The 14,927-nt window shown below is 73.0% G+C and carries 13 protein-coding genes and 1 tRNA gene; 9 read left to right on the top strand and 5 right to left on the bottom strand.

Annotation, left to right across the window (positions count from 1 at the left end):
* Window positions 1-597 (bottom strand): histidine phosphatase family protein, encoded by a 597-nt coding sequence (locus IM697_RS07075; RefSeq protein ID WP_194045734.1) that lies wholly within the window; start codon window positions 595-597, stop codon window positions 1-3.
* Window positions 598-785: 188 nt separating this feature from the next.
* Between IM697_RS07075 and IM697_RS07070 the strand changes: the two genes are divergently transcribed.
* The 7 genes from IM697_RS07070 to IM697_RS07040 all read left to right on the top strand — a co-directional run bounded on the left by IM697_RS07070 (window position 786) and on the right by IM697_RS07040 (window position 7,016).
* Window positions 786-1,787: a phosphatase PAP2 family protein gene (locus IM697_RS07070; RefSeq protein ID WP_194045733.1), complete on the top strand. Its 1,002-nt coding sequence runs from the start codon at window positions 786-788 to the stop codon at window positions 1,785-1,787.
* Entirely contained in the window at window positions 1,738-2,871 is a 1,134-nt protein-coding gene (locus IM697_RS07065; RefSeq protein ID WP_194045732.1) for a hypothetical protein, read from the top strand. Before IM697_RS07070 ends, IM697_RS07065 begins: the two co-directional genes overlap by 50 nt.
* Window positions 2,862-4,466 carry a hypothetical protein gene (locus IM697_RS07060; RefSeq protein ID WP_194045731.1) on the top strand — a complete coding sequence of 535 codons (1,605 nt, stop codon included), beginning with the start codon at window positions 2,862-2,864 and terminating at the stop codon, window positions 4,464-4,466. The genes IM697_RS07065 and IM697_RS07060 overlap by 10 nt, the downstream gene beginning before the upstream one ends.
* The gene (locus IM697_RS07055) at window positions 4,463-5,800 is read left to right on the top strand and encodes an AAA domain-containing protein (RefSeq protein WP_194045729.1); all 1,338 of its coding nucleotides are present in this window, start codon (window positions 4,463-4,465) and stop codon (window positions 5,798-5,800) included. The genes IM697_RS07060 and IM697_RS07055 overlap by 4 nt, the downstream gene beginning before the upstream one ends.
* A gap of 89 nt (window positions 5,801-5,889) precedes the next feature.
* Entirely contained in the window at window positions 5,890-6,255 is a 366-nt protein-coding gene (locus IM697_RS07050; protein WP_194045727.1) for a hypothetical protein, read from the top strand.
* A 121-nt stretch (window positions 6,256-6,376) separates the two neighbouring features.
* Window positions 6,377-6,952 (top strand): hypothetical protein, encoded by a 576-nt coding sequence (locus IM697_RS07045; RefSeq protein ID WP_194045726.1) that lies wholly within the window; start codon window positions 6,377-6,379, stop codon window positions 6,950-6,952.
* A tRNA-Lys gene (locus tag IM697_RS07040) sits at window positions 6,943-7,016 on the top strand. The genes IM697_RS07045 and IM697_RS07040 overlap by 10 nt, the downstream gene beginning before the upstream one ends.
* A 239-nt stretch (window positions 7,017-7,255) precedes the next feature.
* Here the strand turns inward: IM697_RS07040 and IM697_RS07035 are convergent.
* Window positions 7,256-8,638 (bottom strand): M6 family metalloprotease domain-containing protein, encoded by a 1,383-nt coding sequence (locus tag IM697_RS07035; RefSeq protein WP_194045725.1) that lies wholly within the window; start codon window positions 8,636-8,638, stop codon window positions 7,256-7,258.
* 304 nt (window positions 8,639-8,942) lie between these two features.
* On the opposite strand from IM697_RS07035, the gene IM697_RS07030 reads away from it, so the two are divergent.
* Entirely contained in the window at window positions 8,943-10,805 is a 1,863-nt protein-coding gene (locus tag IM697_RS07030) for a putative bifunctional diguanylate cyclase/phosphodiesterase (protein ID WP_407699610.1), read from the top strand.
* A gap of 9 nt (window positions 10,806-10,814) precedes the next feature.
* On the opposite strand, the gene IM697_RS07025 is transcribed toward IM697_RS07030, so the two are convergent.
* From IM697_RS07025 to IM697_RS07015, 3 genes are all read right to left on the bottom strand, one after another.
* Complete coding sequence (locus tag IM697_RS07025) at window positions 10,815-11,903, bottom strand: LLM class flavin-dependent oxidoreductase (protein ID WP_194045723.1); 1,089 nt, start codon at window positions 11,901-11,903, stop codon at window positions 10,815-10,817.
* A gap of 248 nt (window positions 11,904-12,151) precedes the next feature.
* Window positions 12,152-12,883, bottom strand: coding sequence for a maleate cis-trans isomerase family protein (locus IM697_RS07020; protein WP_194045722.1), 732 nt, complete (start codon window positions 12,881-12,883; stop codon window positions 12,152-12,154).
* A gap of 10 nt (window positions 12,884-12,893) precedes the next feature.
* The gene (locus tag IM697_RS07015; RefSeq protein WP_194049620.1) at window positions 12,894-13,712 is read right to left on the bottom strand and encodes a maleate cis-trans isomerase family protein; all 819 of its coding nucleotides are present in this window, start codon (window positions 13,710-13,712) and stop codon (window positions 12,894-12,896) included.
* Between the two features lie 216 nt (window positions 13,713-13,928).
* On the opposite strand from IM697_RS07015, the gene IM697_RS07010 reads away from it, so the two are divergent.
* Window positions 13,929-14,909 carry a D-2-hydroxyacid dehydrogenase gene (locus IM697_RS07010; protein ID WP_194045721.1) on the top strand — a complete coding sequence of 327 codons (981 nt, stop codon included), beginning with the start codon at window positions 13,929-13,931 and terminating at the stop codon, window positions 14,907-14,909.
* Window positions 14,910-14,927: the final 18 nt, after the last annotated feature.

Raw genomic sequence — 14,927 nt, 5'->3', positions numbered from 1 at the left:
CTATCCGTCCAGATGCCCCAGGTCGTTCCAGCTCTCGATCGCCGGCTCCCCATAAGCCCAGCCCAGCACCGACAGCGACGTCGGGTTCAACCTGATCCGCGCCGCGAAATCCAGCGGCAGGCCCAGCCAGCGCGCGCCGATGGACCGCAGGATGTGCCCGTGCGCGAACACCAGCACATCCCGGTCCGCCTCGCGTGCCCACGCCACCACCTGGTCGGCCCGGGCCGTCACCTCGGCCAGGGTCTCGCCCTCGGGCACCCCGTCGCGCCAGATGAGCCAGCCGGGGCGGGCGGACTGGATGTCCGCCGGGGTCATGCCCTCGTAGGCGCCGTAGTCCCACTCCATGAGCGTGTCCCAGGTACGCGCGCGCTCGGCGAAGCCGGCCAGTTCGCACGTCTCACGCGCGCGTGACAGCGGGCTGGTGCGTATCTCGACGTCGGCCAGCCCGTCGTACGGCGCCCCGTGCAGGCGCTCGCCGAGCAGCTTCGCGCCCCGGCGGCCCTCCTCCAGAAGGGGCACGTCGGTCCTGCCGGTGTGCTTGCCGGACAGCGACCACGCCGTCTGTCCGTGCCGGGCCAGCAGGATGCGCGGTGCCATGAAGGGAGCCCTTCCGGGAGAAATCGAGAAGCGGGACCCGTCCATCATCCCGCACGCTGTTCGGGGGCAACCCGGCGGGCGATCTCTGCGTCTAGAGGGCCGGGGCGCCCGAAAAGGGCGCGCGCGTACACCGTAAAGTGGTCCGACCGGTCAACCGGGCGCCAGGACGAGAAGGGGGAGGCGATCGGATGCCACACGCCGAAACAGCTGGCGTGGAGGCGACGCCGCGAACCCGCCTGCGCTGGTGGACCGAGCTGCCGCTGATCCTGCTGGTCTACGCCTGCTACTCGGCGGGCCGCCTGCTCGCCCGGGGCGATGTCGCCGGTGCCGTCGACCACGGCCTGGCGATCCTGGACATCGAGAAGGCCCTGTACCTCAACGCGGAGCACCCCCTCAACCGCCTCTTCACCCGCGAGCCCTGGCTGGGCGTCCCGGCGGACTTCTGGTACGCGTCGCTGCACTACGTGGTCACGCCCGTCCTCCTGGTGTGGATCTTCCGCTCCCGCACCGTGCACTACCGCGCGGCCCGCACCTGGCTGATGACGTCGACCTTCATCGGCCTGATCGGCTTCACCCTGCTGCCCACCTGCCCGCCCCGGCTGCTCGCCGCGGGCCACGGCTTCGTCGACACGATGGCCCAGTACAGCTCGTACGGCTGGTGGGGCGGCCAGGCGAGCGCTCCCCGGGGCCTGGGCGGCATGACGAACCAGTACGCCGCGATGCCCAGCCTGCACGTCGGCTGGGCGCTGTGGTGCGGGGTGATGCTGTGGCGCTACGGCGGGACGCGGCTGACGAAGGTGGCCGCGGTCGCCTACCCGCTGATCACCACGATCGTGGTGATGGGCACCGCCAACCACTACTTCCTCGACGCGGTCGCGGGCGCCGCCGTGATGGGCGTCGGGTTCCTGCTGGCGCCGTACGTCATGCGGACCATGGACCGGCTGCGGGCGCGGTTCGCGGCGGGCGCCGCCACCGTCGCCACGGCGTCCGGCGGGTCCGTCACGACGGGCGCGCGCACTCCCGTCCCGGTGGGCTCCGGCGGCGCCGCTTCCCCGGTTGTCAGTGCCGGATGCCAGACTTCCGCGGGTGAGCGAATTCCACGGCAGCGCGAGTCCCGGTTCGGATCCGGAGCCGAGCCGAGTGCCGCTCCCCAGGACGCGGGGGACGGCGCTCCGGCATCGGCTCGCTGAGCTGCGCGGTCCCGACGTAGCGGCCAAGGCGCTGGACGCGCGCGCCCTGGCCGCCCTCGCCGCCAACCCCGGCTGCGAGCGGCGCGCGATCCTGGACGGCGCCGGGGTGGACAAGGCGGCGCTGGCGAGCGCGCTGGGCTCGCCGTCGGTCTTCGGGCAGTCGCAGTTCGCCTTCACCCGCGGCAACGCCTTCGAGGCCAAGGTCAAGGCGGACGGCGGCGCGGAGCTGCTGCGCCTGGTGCGCGAGAAGCTGGACCGCGGCGCCGAACCGCCCGCCCACGCGCGCGTGCCCGAGCTCACCGCGACCGGGCCCGAGGGCCGGACGGCCCGTACGGCACTGGCGTTGCGCGAGGCCACCGAGGCGCGCGGCGAGTGGACCCTGCTGGACCACCCCATGCTCGCGCTGGACGTCGCCGGCTCGCCGGCCTTCCTGGAGCCGGACGCGGTCGTCGTGCACCCGGACGGGAGCTGGACGGTCGTGGAGATCAAGTCCTTCCCGATGCTGGACGGCTCGGCGGACGCCGCCAAGGTGGGCGCCGCCGCCCGGCAGTCGGCGGTGTACGTGCTGGCGCTGGAGCAGATCGCATCCCGCCTGGAGACCGCCCCGCGCGTGCGCCACCGCGTCCTCCTCGTCTGCCCCAAGGACTTCTCCAACCTCCCCACCGCCTCGGCCGTCGACGTCCGCAAGCAGCGCGCGGTGACCGCCCGCCAGCTCGCCCGTCTCACCCGCGTCGAGGACATCGCCGACACCCTCCCCGCCGGCACCTGCTTCTCCCCGGAGCTGCCCCCGGCCGAGCTGACGGCCGCCGTCGAGTCGGTCCCGGCGACCTACGCGCCCGAGTGCCTGTCCGCCTGTGAACTGGCCTTCCACTGCCGCGCCCGCTCCCGCGAGTCCGGCGCGGTGACGTCGCTGGGCCGTTCCGTGCGCGCCGAGCTGGGTGGCCTCGCGACGGTCGAGGACGTCCTGTCGGCGGCCCGCGGCGAGTCCGGCGACCCGGACGACCCGGCGGTGGCCGCCCTGCGCAGGGCGGCACAGCTGCGTGCGGAGGCCCTCGGCCGGGAGGCGGTGGGCCCGTGTCGCTGATCTCCACCCTCGCCCGCCTCGAGGCCGTCAGCACCGGCCGCGCCCAGCCCGCCGCGACCGTCCGCCACCGGCATCTGTCGGACCGCCCGCTGGTCTTCGTGCCGCTCACCACCGCCGGTGAGGCCGGCGCCCCGCTCGGCGCGCTGGTCGGCACGGACCGGGAAGCCCCGCACCTGCTGGTGGTACCGCAGCCGCGCGACCGGGACCTCAGGTTCACGTTCCTGTCCGAGCTGGCGGACGTCGTACTGCCGTACATCGACGCCCACGCGGAGGCCGTGGAGGCCGCCGAGCGCAGCGAGACCGACCCGGAGACCGGAAAGCGGGTCAAGGTCGAGGTCGAACTGTGCGCGGACGCCCCGCAGCTCATCGTGCCGAGCCGCGCGGGCATCGACTTCGTACGGCTCCTCGGCCGCTCCATGCGGTTCAGGCGTACGGCGGAGCAGGACCCGGAGGCCCCCCATCCGGCGCCCCCGCGCGTGCCGTTGCTCGGCCGCTGGCTGACCCACTTCGGCGAGCGGGCCCGCGTGCCCGGCTCCTCCCTCCTGCTGGCCATGACGGACGTGCTGGCCCGGCACTGGGCGACCGGCCAGTCCACCCTGGAGGACCAGCACCTGGCCGCGCTGCTGGCCTGGATCGACCCGCCGGACGGCGAGACGGGCGCCGAGGCGGCCCTGCGCGCGGAACTCGCACGCGACCGGGAGGGCCAGCTGCTGTGCCCGCCGGCCGGTCCCGCCACCGACCCGGCGTTCGACAACAAGCTGCTGGCCCCCGCCATCGAGCGCTACGACCGCGCCCGCACCGCCCTCGCCGCCGCCGAGGACGGGGTGGAGGCCGACGACCGGCTCGGTGGGCTCACCGCCGCCGAGCGGGAGATCCGCGCCCTGGTCGAGAGCCGGACCCGGCCCACCTGGGACGCGGTGTGGCGGGGCCTGGACCGGCTGCGGGAGCTGCCCGAGGCGGCGCGGGCCGAGGAGCGGTGGACGCGCGACCGCTGGTCGTTCACCGGCCACCGCGACCGGGTCGTCGCCGGCGAGCCCCCGCAGCCGCGCCGCGACGACGCGGTCACCGCCGCGAACAAGCTCGCCGCGCGCGAGCGCGAACAGGCCCGTCTGGAGGCCCAGGAGGCGCTGGACGACCCGCTGGTGATGGCGGGGCGGCGGCTGGCCGGGGAGGCGTTCGCGGGCGAGGTCACCGAGGTGGTGATGGCGTACAGCGAGAGCAAGCGGCCGAGCCCGCGCCCCCTGGTCACCGTCCGCACCGACGACCGGCCGCATCTGGGTGAGCGGGCCAAGGTGTTCCGCTCGCTGGGCGGGAAGCCGCAGTCGGCGGAGTTCGTCGGCCATGAGCACGGGACCGAGGACGGCGGCGCGCTGATCGTGCTGCGGGTGCTCGACAAGATGGGCCGCGGCAAGGAGCCGGAGGAGGGGTCGGTGCCGCGGAAGGGCGACCTGGTCTGCTTCACCCTGTTCGAGCACGAGCAGCGGGGCGGGGCGAAACTGCCCGAGCCGGAGCAGACGCCGTGGACGCACGGCGGGCCGCCCGGGGAGCAGGTGTTCGAAGCCGCCGACGCGCCGACCGAGGAGGACGTGCTGTGACCGCCGTGTTCGACCCCGGTGCCGCGGCGGCCGAGGCCACCGCCGCGATCCTGCACCACACCCTGCACAGCGAGGCGCGCGGTGTCGTCGTGGACTCCCCGCCCGGTGCCGGCAAGTCCACGCTGGTGGTCCGCGCGGCCCTCGAACTCGCGGACGCCGGTCGCCCGTTGATGATCGTCGCGCAGACCAACGCGCAGGTCGACGACCTGGTGCTCAGGCTCGCCGAGAAGAACCCGGAGCTGCCGGTGGGCCGGCTGCACAGCAGCGACGCCGACCCGTACGACAAGGCGCTGGACGACCTGCCGAACGTACGCAAGTCGGCGAAGGCGGCCGACCTCGCGGGCCTCGCGGTCGTGCTGTCCACGGCGGCCAAGTGGGCGCATGTGAAGGTCGACGAGCCGTGGCGGCATGCGATCGTCGACGAGGCGTACCAGATGCGCTCGGACTCGCTGCTCGCCGTGGCCGGGCTGTTCGAGCGGGCGCTGTTCGTGGGCGACCCGGGCCAGCTCGACCCGTTCTCCATCGTCGGCAGCGAGCAGTGGGCGGGCCTGTCGTACGACCCCTCGGCCTCCGCCGTCACCACCCTGCTGGCCCACAACCCGGACCTGCCCCAGCACCGCCTGCCGGTCTCCTGGCGCCTGCCCGCGTCCGCCGCGCCCCTCGTCTCCGACGCCTTCTACCCCTACACCCCCTTCCGCAGCGGCACCGGCCACGAGGACCGCCGGCTGTCCTTCGCGGTCCCGTCCGACGGCTCGGGCCCGGACCGGGTGATCGACGAGGCGGCGGAGTCGGGCTGGGGCCTGCTGGAGCTGCCCGCCCGGCGCACCCCGCGCACGGATCCGGAGGCGGTGCGGGCGGTGGCGGCGGTGGTACGGCGGCTGCTGGACCGGGGCGGCGCGGCGACGTCGGAGCGCTCACCGGACCCCGCGCCCCTGACCGCCGACCGGATCGCGGTCGGCACGGCCCATCGCGATCAGGCGGCGGCGGTCCGTGCGGCGCTGGCCGAGCTGGGGGTGACCGATGTCACGGTGGACACCGCGAACCGGCTCCAGGGCCGCGAATACGACGTGACCGTCGTCCTCCACCCCCTCTCCGGCCGCCCCGACGCCACCGCCTTCCACCTGGAGACGGGCCGCCTGTGCGTCCTCGCCTCCCGCCACCGGCACGCCTGCGTCGTGGTGTGCCGGGCCGGGGTGAGCGAGCTGCTGGACGACTATCCGTCGACGGAGCCGGTGCAGTTGGGGACGGTGGTGAAGTTCCCGGACGGCTGGGAGGCCAACCACGCGGTGCTGGCGCGGCTGGCCGAGCATCGGGTGGCCTGGCGGCCCGGTTGATCGGAGCCGCATTGGCCCGCGTCATACGCCTACTTGCGCGGGCGCGGGACAATGGACGGTGGACTGGTTACGTACGAGGAGGAGAACGCATGGCGGAGCCCACGCCGCGTCGGAACGAACCGCGGCTACGCCCCGCGCCCCTGCTCTTCGAGCCCGCGCAGGCGGCCGCCGACCCGGAGCACTTCTTCGACCTGGAGTCGATCGACGACCCGCGGGCGCTGCTCGCGCGGGCGACCGAGCTGACCCAGGCGTTCCGGGCGGCGACGGACCGCGCGGTGGAGTTCCAGGCCATCGCGGCGGCCCAGCTCGCCGACCCCCGGCGGTTCGACCGCCTCACGCCCGCCGACATCGCCGAGCAGGCCGAGTGGACCGAGGACTACGCCAAGAAGATGGTGGAGTTCGGCAGGGATCTGATGCGAGGGGTCGAGGGCCCGGGGCACGTCGACCCGGTGTGACCCCCGATGTGACCCACATGGCATATGCCAGGCGGGCAAGATACGCCCTGCCACCCCGCCCTGTCCCGGATTCCCGGAACTCTCGGGAGCGGGATGCTCACCGTCGGTAGATGTATCCGGCATGAGCAGCACACGCAACGCCCCGTCCTCCCCCGCCTGCCTCACCGCGGACGGCGCCGCCTGGCTCGCCTCCGCGGAGCCGCATCCGCGCGGCGCCCCAGCGCTCCGGGACGACCGGCCGGCGGCCTCCGCCGTCCTGGCCTGCGGTTCGGTGTTCGACGTCGTGAGCGCGCCCGTGATCTTCGGGCGCCGGATCGTCGACCAGCTCTGGGAGGAGGGGCCCGGCTCGGGACCGGTGGCGGTGTGCCGGGGCCGGATGCTGCTGTTCGCCGCCCCCGGCACGGCCCAGCGGCTGCCGTCGCTGCTGCGGTGGGAGGAGTTCGGCCGCGCGGGCGATGTCCCGGCACTCCTGTGCCACGGCCCCGGAGACGCGGTGACCGTCCCGGCCCGGTCCGGCTCCGCCACCCCCGGCGGCTCCCGCTGGCTGGTCGCGCCGGACACCCGTAATCCCTGGCTGCCGGGCCCCGAGGTCCTGCTCTGGGCGGCCGTGAGAGCGGCTCGCGCGGCCGTTCGGATATCGATTTTTCCCCACGCCGACCAGGGTGCTAAGGTCTACGACGTCAGCAGGCGCCGCTAGCTCAGTTGGTTAGAGCAGCTGACTCTTAATCAGCGGGTCCGGGGTTCGAGTCCCTGGCGGCGCACGACAGTGAAGGCCCCTCGCAACTGCGGGGGGCCTTCGCTTTTGGGGCAGATTCTCCCCGAGTCCCGCAGGGGGCGGCTGGGGGTCCGGGGGTTATCCCCCGGGGAATGCAGCATCAGCGGGTCCGGGGTTCGAGTCCCTGGCGGCGCACGACAGTGAAAGCCCTTCGCAACCGCGAGGGGCCTTCGCTTTTGATGACCCCTGCACCGTCGGCCGTCCTGGCCGCAGGCCACGGAAGTGTCACCCGGCCGTCGCGATCTTCACCGTCCACGCCCCCGAGGCCGTCCGTCCCTCCACCTCCACCCGGACTCCCTCCCCCGGCACCGTGAAGCTCTCGCCGAGCCCGACCGGTGCGTCCGCGAGCGGTGGGTACACGGACTCCTCCCAGCAGGCCTCGCTGTGCGGATGGGCGTCGATCACCTCGACCGGCCCGCCCCCGGACTCGGTCTCGCTGCGCACCCGGTACACCAGCACCCCCTGCCGGCAGGTCTGCGCGTCATTGCCCACCGGACCGCGCACCTCGAAGGCGAGCGCGCTCTCGGGCCCGGTACGGACCACGGCGAGCTTGACCCCGTTGCCCAGCCCGAACCCCGGCAGGGCCCCGCGGGTGCCGCGAGAGCCGTAGGAACCGAAGCCCTGTCCCGCCGCCGCCACTCCCGTCTGCACCGCCCCGCCGGGCCCCGCCGACAGCGGCTCCAGCGTCAGCCGGACTGCCCCGCTCCCCGACCCCTGCACACACACCACCTGCCGCGGCTCCAGCCACCCCAGCTTCCACTTGTGCCAGCCGAACAGGTCCGGCGCCATCCCGAACTGGCTGCCCATCAGGTCCCAGTCGCCGACATAGGTGTCCCAGTCGCCCTTGCCGTCCGCCGGACGGTGGTACAGGTCGGGAAGGTCGAAGACATGGCCGGTCTCGTGCGCGAGGACCAGCCGGTCCGGCGGATGGTTCTCGAACACGGTGACCACACGCCGGATGTCCTTGCCGTCGGCCCGCAGCGGGGCCTCCAGGTTGACGACCTTCGTGGCGTCCGAGTCCACGCCGGGCGCGTCCGGGTCGGCGACGAAGTAGACGATGTCGTAGCGCGAGAAGTCCACCTCCCGGTCGGCCACCGCGAGCGCGTCGCGCAGATAGGCGGCCCGGTCGGTGACGCGCCAGTCGCGCTGTATGGCGTACGCCGTCGACGGGCGCGGCATGCGCAGCCAGTGCCGCAGCGGATGCGGGCGCAGGGTGAATCTGCCGTAGGAGGCGCGTTCGAAGAAGTGGGTGGTGGCCGGAAAGTGGTCGGCCGTCAGTTCGGCGGGGGTCGTCTGCGGGGGCGAGTCCGGGAAGGACAGGAACACCATGACCGCGTTGAGCCCCCGGGTCGGGCGCGGATAGGAGGCGTTCCAGGTGTCCAGGCCCTCCGAGTGGTGGGCGTCCGTGCGTTCGAGGGCGCAGGGTGCCGAGTCGAAGGGTTCGGCGACCGAGGGGCCGACGACCAGGGAGGTCGCGGCGAGCGCCGACATCGTGGTGAACACCGCGGCGGTGCTGCGCAGTCGGGGTCGGTCCCGCAGCAGGCCCATCCCACGGAGCAGGGGGAACTGACGCGGCACGTGGACCTCCGGGAGCGGTTCGCGGGACACCGCACCCAGCCTGTGTCTGATTGTCGTACTGCGTCCCGTTTTGCTGCACCGGACGGGTGAGTGGGCCGGAGGTCCGTCAGGACCGACATCCCCGATTCGCTCACGGAACGTCACAAACGATCGGGGGCTCAAAGAAGCCGTCCACGTGCGGGCAGAAACGATCTGTCAGAAGAGCCCGTCGCGCGGGAACACTGAACAGTAGGTGGAAGGGCCCGGAAGCAGCATCTATGATCGGCACACTTTCCTGACACTTTCCCTGCACGGACACGGCCCGGCGCCGACCGCGACCCGGCCGGCCATTCCGATGAGACCCATCCGAAGATCGAGTGCACTGCGGGAGCGAGCGGTGAGCGGAACGTCCGAAGGGCCGACGCCCGCAGCAGACCTCATCGGGCCGGCCGTCACAGACAGTAGCGCGCAGCCTCCCCCCGGTACCGGGGCGCCGCCGTACTCCTCCGCGTTCTCCGCCGCGCCGCTGGCGATGGCCGTGGTCGACCGCGAGGGCCTGGTGGCGGGCGCCAACCCGACCTTCGCCGACCTGCTGGGCACGGCACCGGCGGAGCTGACCGGCGCCGTCGCCGCCGACCTGGTGGACCTGGCCTCCGACGCCCGCGCCTGGCACACGTACCGCGAGGTGCTGCGCGGCCGCCAGGCCGAACTGCGCTGCACACGACGCCTGAAGCACCCGGAGGGCCACTCCCTGTGGGTCCAGGTCACGGTCGCGCCGCTGCCCGGCGAGGCGTCCGGCGGCGTCCTGCTCTCCCTCTCCGACATCAGCGCCCACCGCGAACTCCAGGACCAACTGCGGCACTTGCGGATGCACGACCCGGTGACCCGGCTGCCCAACCGCACCCTGTTCTTCGAGAAGCTGTCGGCGGCGCTGGAGGTGGAGTCGTACGACGAGAGCGGCACCACCGGCCGAATCGGCCTGTGCTACCTGGACCTTGACGGCTTCAAGGCGATCAACGACACCCTCGGCAACCGGGTCGGTGACAAGCTGCTCGCCGCGGTCGCCGAGCGGCTCACGCACTGCGCCGAACAGGCGGGGCGGACCCGCTCGATCCCGCCGCTGGTGGCCCGGCTCGGCGGTGACGAGTTCGCCCTGCTGGTCGAGGACTCCACGGGCACCGAGCAACTGGCCGACCTCGCCGAGTCGGTGCTGGAGGCGCTGCGGGCCCCCTTCGACCTGTCCGGCCGGCGCCTTTCGGTGTCGGCCTCGATCGGCGTCGTGGAGCGCCACGCGGCCGGCACCACCCCGACCGCCCTGATGCAGGCCGCCGACACCACGCTGTACTGGGCGAAGACCGACGGCAAGGACCGCTGGACGCTGTTCGACCCCGAGCGCAACGCCCATCTGATCACCCGCCAGGCCCTCGCCGCGACGCTCCGACCGGCCATCGAGCGCGGCGAGTTCGCCCTGGAGTACCAGCCGCTGGTGGGCATGGAGGACGGCCGGCTGCGCGGCGTGGAGGCGCTGGTGCGCTGGAACCATCCGCAGTTCGGCGTACTGGCGCCGAATCGGTTCATCGGACTGGCCGAGGAGGACGGCTCGATCGTGCCGCTCGGCCGCTGGATCCTGGCGACCGCCTGCCGTCAGGCACGCGCCTGGCAGGAGGCGCACCCCGACGAGCCGCCGATCTTCGTGAGCGTCAACGTGGCGGTGCGCCAGGTCTGGGACTCCGACCTGGTGGCGGACGTCGCCCGCATCCTCGACGAGACCGAACTCGCCCCGCATCTGCTGCAGTTGGAGCTGACCGAGTCGGCGGTGATGGGCTCGGCGGGCCGGCCGCTGCAGGACCTTCAGGCACTCAGCGACATGGGCGTACGCATCGCCATCGACGACTTCGGCACGGGCTACTCGAACTTGGCGTATCTGAGCCGGCTGCCGGTGTCGGTGCTGAAGCTGGACGGTTCGTTCGTACGGGGCTTCCAGTACGAGAGCGACAACAACGCGGCGGTGCCCCCGAATCCGGCCGACGAGGTGGTGGTCGAGGCGATGATCCAGCTCGCCCACCGGCTGGGCCTGACGGTCACCGCGGAGTGCGTGGAGACGCTGGCGCAGGCCTCACGGCTGCGCCGGATCGGCTGCGACACCGGCCAGGGGTGGCTGTACTCGCGGCCGGTGCCGCCGGATCGTATCTCCGAGCTGCTGGGCGTACGGGTCTGACCGGTCCGGTCAGACGGTGGGCAACCCGTAGGCGTCCGCGATGAGTTGGTACGAGCGCAGACGCACCTCCATGCCGGGCGCGTTGCTGGTGATCATCAACTCGTCGGCGCCGGTGCGCTTGTGGAGGTCGTCGAGGCCGGCGCGGACCTCGTCCGGGGTGCCGTGGACGACGTTGGCGTTCCAGGAGTCGGCGAACTCGCGCTCCATCGGGGTGAATTCGTGGGCCTCGGCCTCTTCGGGGGTCGGGATGAGCCCGGGGCGGCCGGTGCGCAGCCGGATCATGCTGAGCGCGGCGGCCTTGATCTGGCGGCGGGCCTGATGCTCCTCGTCGGTGGCGAGGGCGGAGACGCCGATGAGGGCGTACGGCCGGTCGAGGACGGCGGACGGCTGGAAGGACTCCCGGTACAGGTCCAGGGCCGGGATGGTGTTCCGGGCGGAGAAGTGGTGCGCGAAGGCGAACGGCAGGCCCAGGACGCCGGCGAGACGGGCGCTGAAGCCGGAGGAGCCGAGCAGCCAGATCGGCGGGCGGTGCGGGGACTGGACGCCGCCGGGCGCGGTCGCCTGGACGGGGCCGGGGACGGCGTGGATACGGCGGTAGGGGTGGCCGTCCGGGAAGTCGTCGTCGAGGAAGCGGGTCAGCTCGGCGAGCTGCTCGGGGAAGTCGTCGGCGCCCTCGTTGAGGTGGTCGGTGCGGCGCAGGGCGGCTGCCGTGGCGCCGTCCGTGCCCGGGGCGCGGCCGAGGCCGAGGTCGATGCGGCCGGGGGCCATCGCCTCCAGGGTGCCGAACTGCTCCGCGATGACCAGCGGGGCGTGGTTGGGGAGCATGACGCCGCCGGAGCCGAGGCGGATGCGGGTGGTGTGGGCGGCGAGGTGGGCGAGGATCACGGCCGGGGACGAGGAGGCGACGCCGGGCATCGAGTGGTGCTCGGCGACCCAGTGGCGATGAAAGCCCCGGGACTCCGCGAGGCGCGCCAGCTCGACGCTGGTGCGCAGGGCGTCGGTGGCGGTGTGGCCCGCGCTGACCGTGACCAGGTCCAGCACGGAGAGGGGGACGGGGGCGGTGCCCTGCGCCTCGCCTCGGATCTCGTCTGCCGCCACGTGTGCCTCCTGCGGTTTCGCCGTGCGGTGTGCCTTCGGCCTTAACAGGAGGGGGGCTCCGATTCATTCCCTCGCCCCCGCCGCCCCTACCCGTCCCATCCTCCCAAGGGCTCCGCCCCTTCGACCCCGCCAGGGGGCTTCGCCCCCTGGACCCCCGTCGGCCTTGAACGGGCCTCGTCCTCAAACGCCGGACGGGCCAGGTGAAGCCGACCCGCGTCAAGAGGCGAAGCCCCCTCCCCTGAATGCAGCTACACCTGCACGATCGGCTCCCGGCTGAACAGTGCCCCCAGCGCCGGCGCGTTCACCCGGCGGTCCGTCAGGCGCAGGCCCTCCCACACGGAGACCTGGTTCGCGGTGAGGACCGGCTTGCCCAGCTCCTGTTCCAGGGCCGGGATGTGGGCGGCCGTGTGCAGGGCCGTGTCCGGCAGCAGCACCGCCTGGGCGTCCGCCGTGTCCGCCTCCTTGGCCAGCGCGAACACCTCGGCCTCGCCCCAGGTCCCGACCTCGGCCGCCGTGATGATCCCGGAGCCGCGCACCGACAGCACCTGGGCACCCCCGGCCGTGAGGAACTCGGCGAACAGCGCGGCCACGTCGTCGGGGTACGTGGCGCCGATCGCCAGCCGCCGGACATCCAGCTCCCGTACGGCGTGCATGAAGGCGAAGGACGTCGACGAGGCCGGCATGCCCGCCGCGACGGCGAGGGTGCGCACCTGCTCGTGGGCGCCGTCCCAGCCGTAGACGAAGCTGCCGCTGGTGCACGCCCACACCACCGCCTCGGCGCCCGTCAGCCGCAGCGCCTCCACACCCGCCGCGAGCCGCTCCGCGGAGCCCATCCGCAGCAGCGCGTCCACCCGGTGCGCGTCCTCGCCGATGTCGGTGTGCACCAGGTCGACGCGGATGTCGCCGCCGAGGAGCTGCTCGATGCGCGGATAGTCGTCCTCGGCGGAATGGCCCGGGTAGAGAAATCCGAGTGCGGTCATGTCAGCCTTTCTACTGTTGTTCCTGCTCGGGAACGTCCGGCACGTCCGGCAGCACGGGCGGCACGGGCCCGCCCCGCGTCGTCGGGTAGATCCGCGCCGCGGGATCGATCAGCGCCTGATAGGACCCCACCGCGCGAGTACCCACCCTGCGCAGCGCAGCCCACATCGTCACCTGGTTGGCCGAGAGGACCGGGATGCGCAGCTCCGCCTCGAGCTGGGGGATCACGTCGTAGGTCGGCAGGTTGGTGCAGCTGATGAACAGGGCGTCGGCGCCGGGGCGCACGGCACGGCGCGCCATGTCGGCCACATCGCGGTAGGGCACCTTCCAGATGTGCCGGGTGAGCCCCATGTACGCGCAGCCGGTGACCACGGCCCCCGCCTCGGCCACGTACTCCTCCAGGGCCCGGGTCACCGACACCGTGTACGGCGTCACCAGCGCCACCCGCCGTACGCCGAGCTCGGTGAGCGCCTCCAGCAGCGCGCCCGAGGTGGTGACGGAGGGCACCGCGCCCGCCTGCGTCATCGCCTCGCACATCGCCCGCTCGCCCGCGACGCCGCCGACGAAACTGCCGGAGGTGCAGGCGTAGGCGACGACCTCGGGCGAGATGGCGGTCAGGGTGCGGACGCCCTCGCTCAGCGTCTCGTGCTCGCTGACCAGGCGAGCCAGGTCCAGGCTGACCTCGACCGGGACGAAGGGCGTTCGGGTCAGGTGCAGCGAGACCTCGTCCGGGACCCAGCGCCACAGCTCACGGTCCAGCGCGAAGTCGAACGGGGCGACCACTCCGACACCGCGTTGCGGGCGGGGGCCGCCGAGGAAGGAGATGTCCATGGTTTCCATGGCGGGCACCGCCCTCACTACGAGAAACAGGTGAGCACGGACCGTACGCAACGCCCGTGTTGACGAAGGTAGGTTCGGGTGCGAGCGTGGTCAAACCTCGCATGTCAGACGACCGTTTCCTTCAAGTAAAACTCTGAGGAACGGCGCCCGCATATCCCCGCAAGCACCGTCAAAGCGCCCCCTCACACCCCGGAGAAGCGACCCCGAATGACATCGTCCGCCCCTGGTCCCTCCCCCGCTTCCGGCCCGCCCACGCTCCTCGTCCTCGACGCCGAGCCCCTTCCCCGCCTCGGCCGCCTCACCGGCCGCGCCCAGATCGAGCACGCGGACGAGTCGACCCTCGCCGAGCGGCTGCCGCACGCCGATGTGCTGCTGGTCTGGGACTTCACCTCGCACGCGGTACGCGACGCCTGGCCCGGCGAGGGGCCACGGCCGCGCTGGGTGCACACGGCGAGCGCGGGCGTGGATCATCTGATGTGCCCGGAGCTGACCGAGTCCGACACCGTGGTCACCAACGCGCGCGGGATCTTCGACCAGCCGATCGGCGAGTACGTCGCCGCGCTGGTGCTGGCGATGGCGAAGGACCTGCCGACGACCCTGGACCTCCAACGCGCCCGCCGGTGGCGGCACCGCGAGGGGCAGCGGGTGGCGGGCACGCGCGCGTGCGTGGTCGGGTCCGGGCCGATCGGCCGTACGATCGCCCGCACGCTCAAGGCCCTCGACATCACCACCGCGCTGGTCGGCCGGGTCCCGCGCACCGGCATCCACGGCCCCGACGACCTCGACCGGCTGATGGCCCGGGCCGACTGGGTGATCTCGGCGGCGCCGCTCACCGAGCAGACGCACGGCATGTTCGACTCCCGCCGCTTCGGCATGATGCAGCCCTCCGCCCGGTTCATCAACGTCGGGCGCGGGCAGCTCGTGGTGGAGGAGGCGCTGGCCGAGGCGCTGACCAAGCGGTGGATCGCGGGGGCGGCGCTCGATGTCTTCGAGCACGAACCGCTCGGTCCGGACAGCCCGTTGTGGGAGCTGCCGGGACTGATCGTCTCGCCGCACATGAGCGGGGACACCATCGGCTGGCGGGATGAACTCGGACTTCAGTTCGTGGAGTTGTACGAGCGGTGGGAGGCGGGCAGACCGCTGCTGAACGTGGTCGACAAGCAGCGCGGGTACGTACCCGGACGCTGACGTCTACGGCTGGAGGGC

This window comes from Streptomyces ferrugineus (assembly GCF_015160855.1).
GTDB lineage: Bacteria > Actinomycetota > Actinomycetes > Streptomycetales > Streptomycetaceae > Streptomyces > Streptomyces ferrugineus.
This window is presented reverse-complemented; position numbering and strand designations above follow the sequence as displayed.

Bases quoted from the DNA above. Each gene is read 5' to 3' on its own strand.
- IM697_RS07075 (WP_194045734.1), bottom strand. From the start codon at position 597: ATGGCACCGCGCATCCTGCTGGCCCGGCACGGACAGACGGCGTGGTCG.
- IM697_RS07070 (WP_194045733.1), top strand. From the start codon at position 786: ATGCCACACGCCGAAACAGCTGGCGTGGAGGCGACGCCGCGAACCCGC.
- IM697_RS07050 (WP_194045727.1), top strand. From the start codon at position 5,890: ATGGCGGAGCCCACGCCGCGTCGGAACGAACCGCGGCTACGCCCCGCG.
- IM697_RS07045 (WP_194045726.1), top strand. From the start codon at position 6,377: ATGAGCAGCACACGCAACGCCCCGTCCTCCCCCGCCTGCCTCACCGCG.
- IM697_RS07030 (WP_407699610.1), top strand. From the start codon at position 8,943: ATGAGACCCATCCGAAGATCGAGTGCACTGCGGGAGCGAGCGGTGAGC.
- IM697_RS07020 (WP_194045722.1), bottom strand. From the start codon at position 12,883: ATGACCGCACTCGGATTTCTCTACCCGGGCCATTCCGCCGAGGACGAC.
- IM697_RS07015 (WP_194049620.1), bottom strand. From the start codon at position 13,712: ATGGACATCTCCTTCCTCGGCGGCCCCCGCCCGCAACGCGGTGTCGGA.
- IM697_RS07010 (WP_194045721.1), top strand. From the start codon at position 13,929: ATGACATCGTCCGCCCCTGGTCCCTCCCCCGCTTCCGGCCCGCCCACG.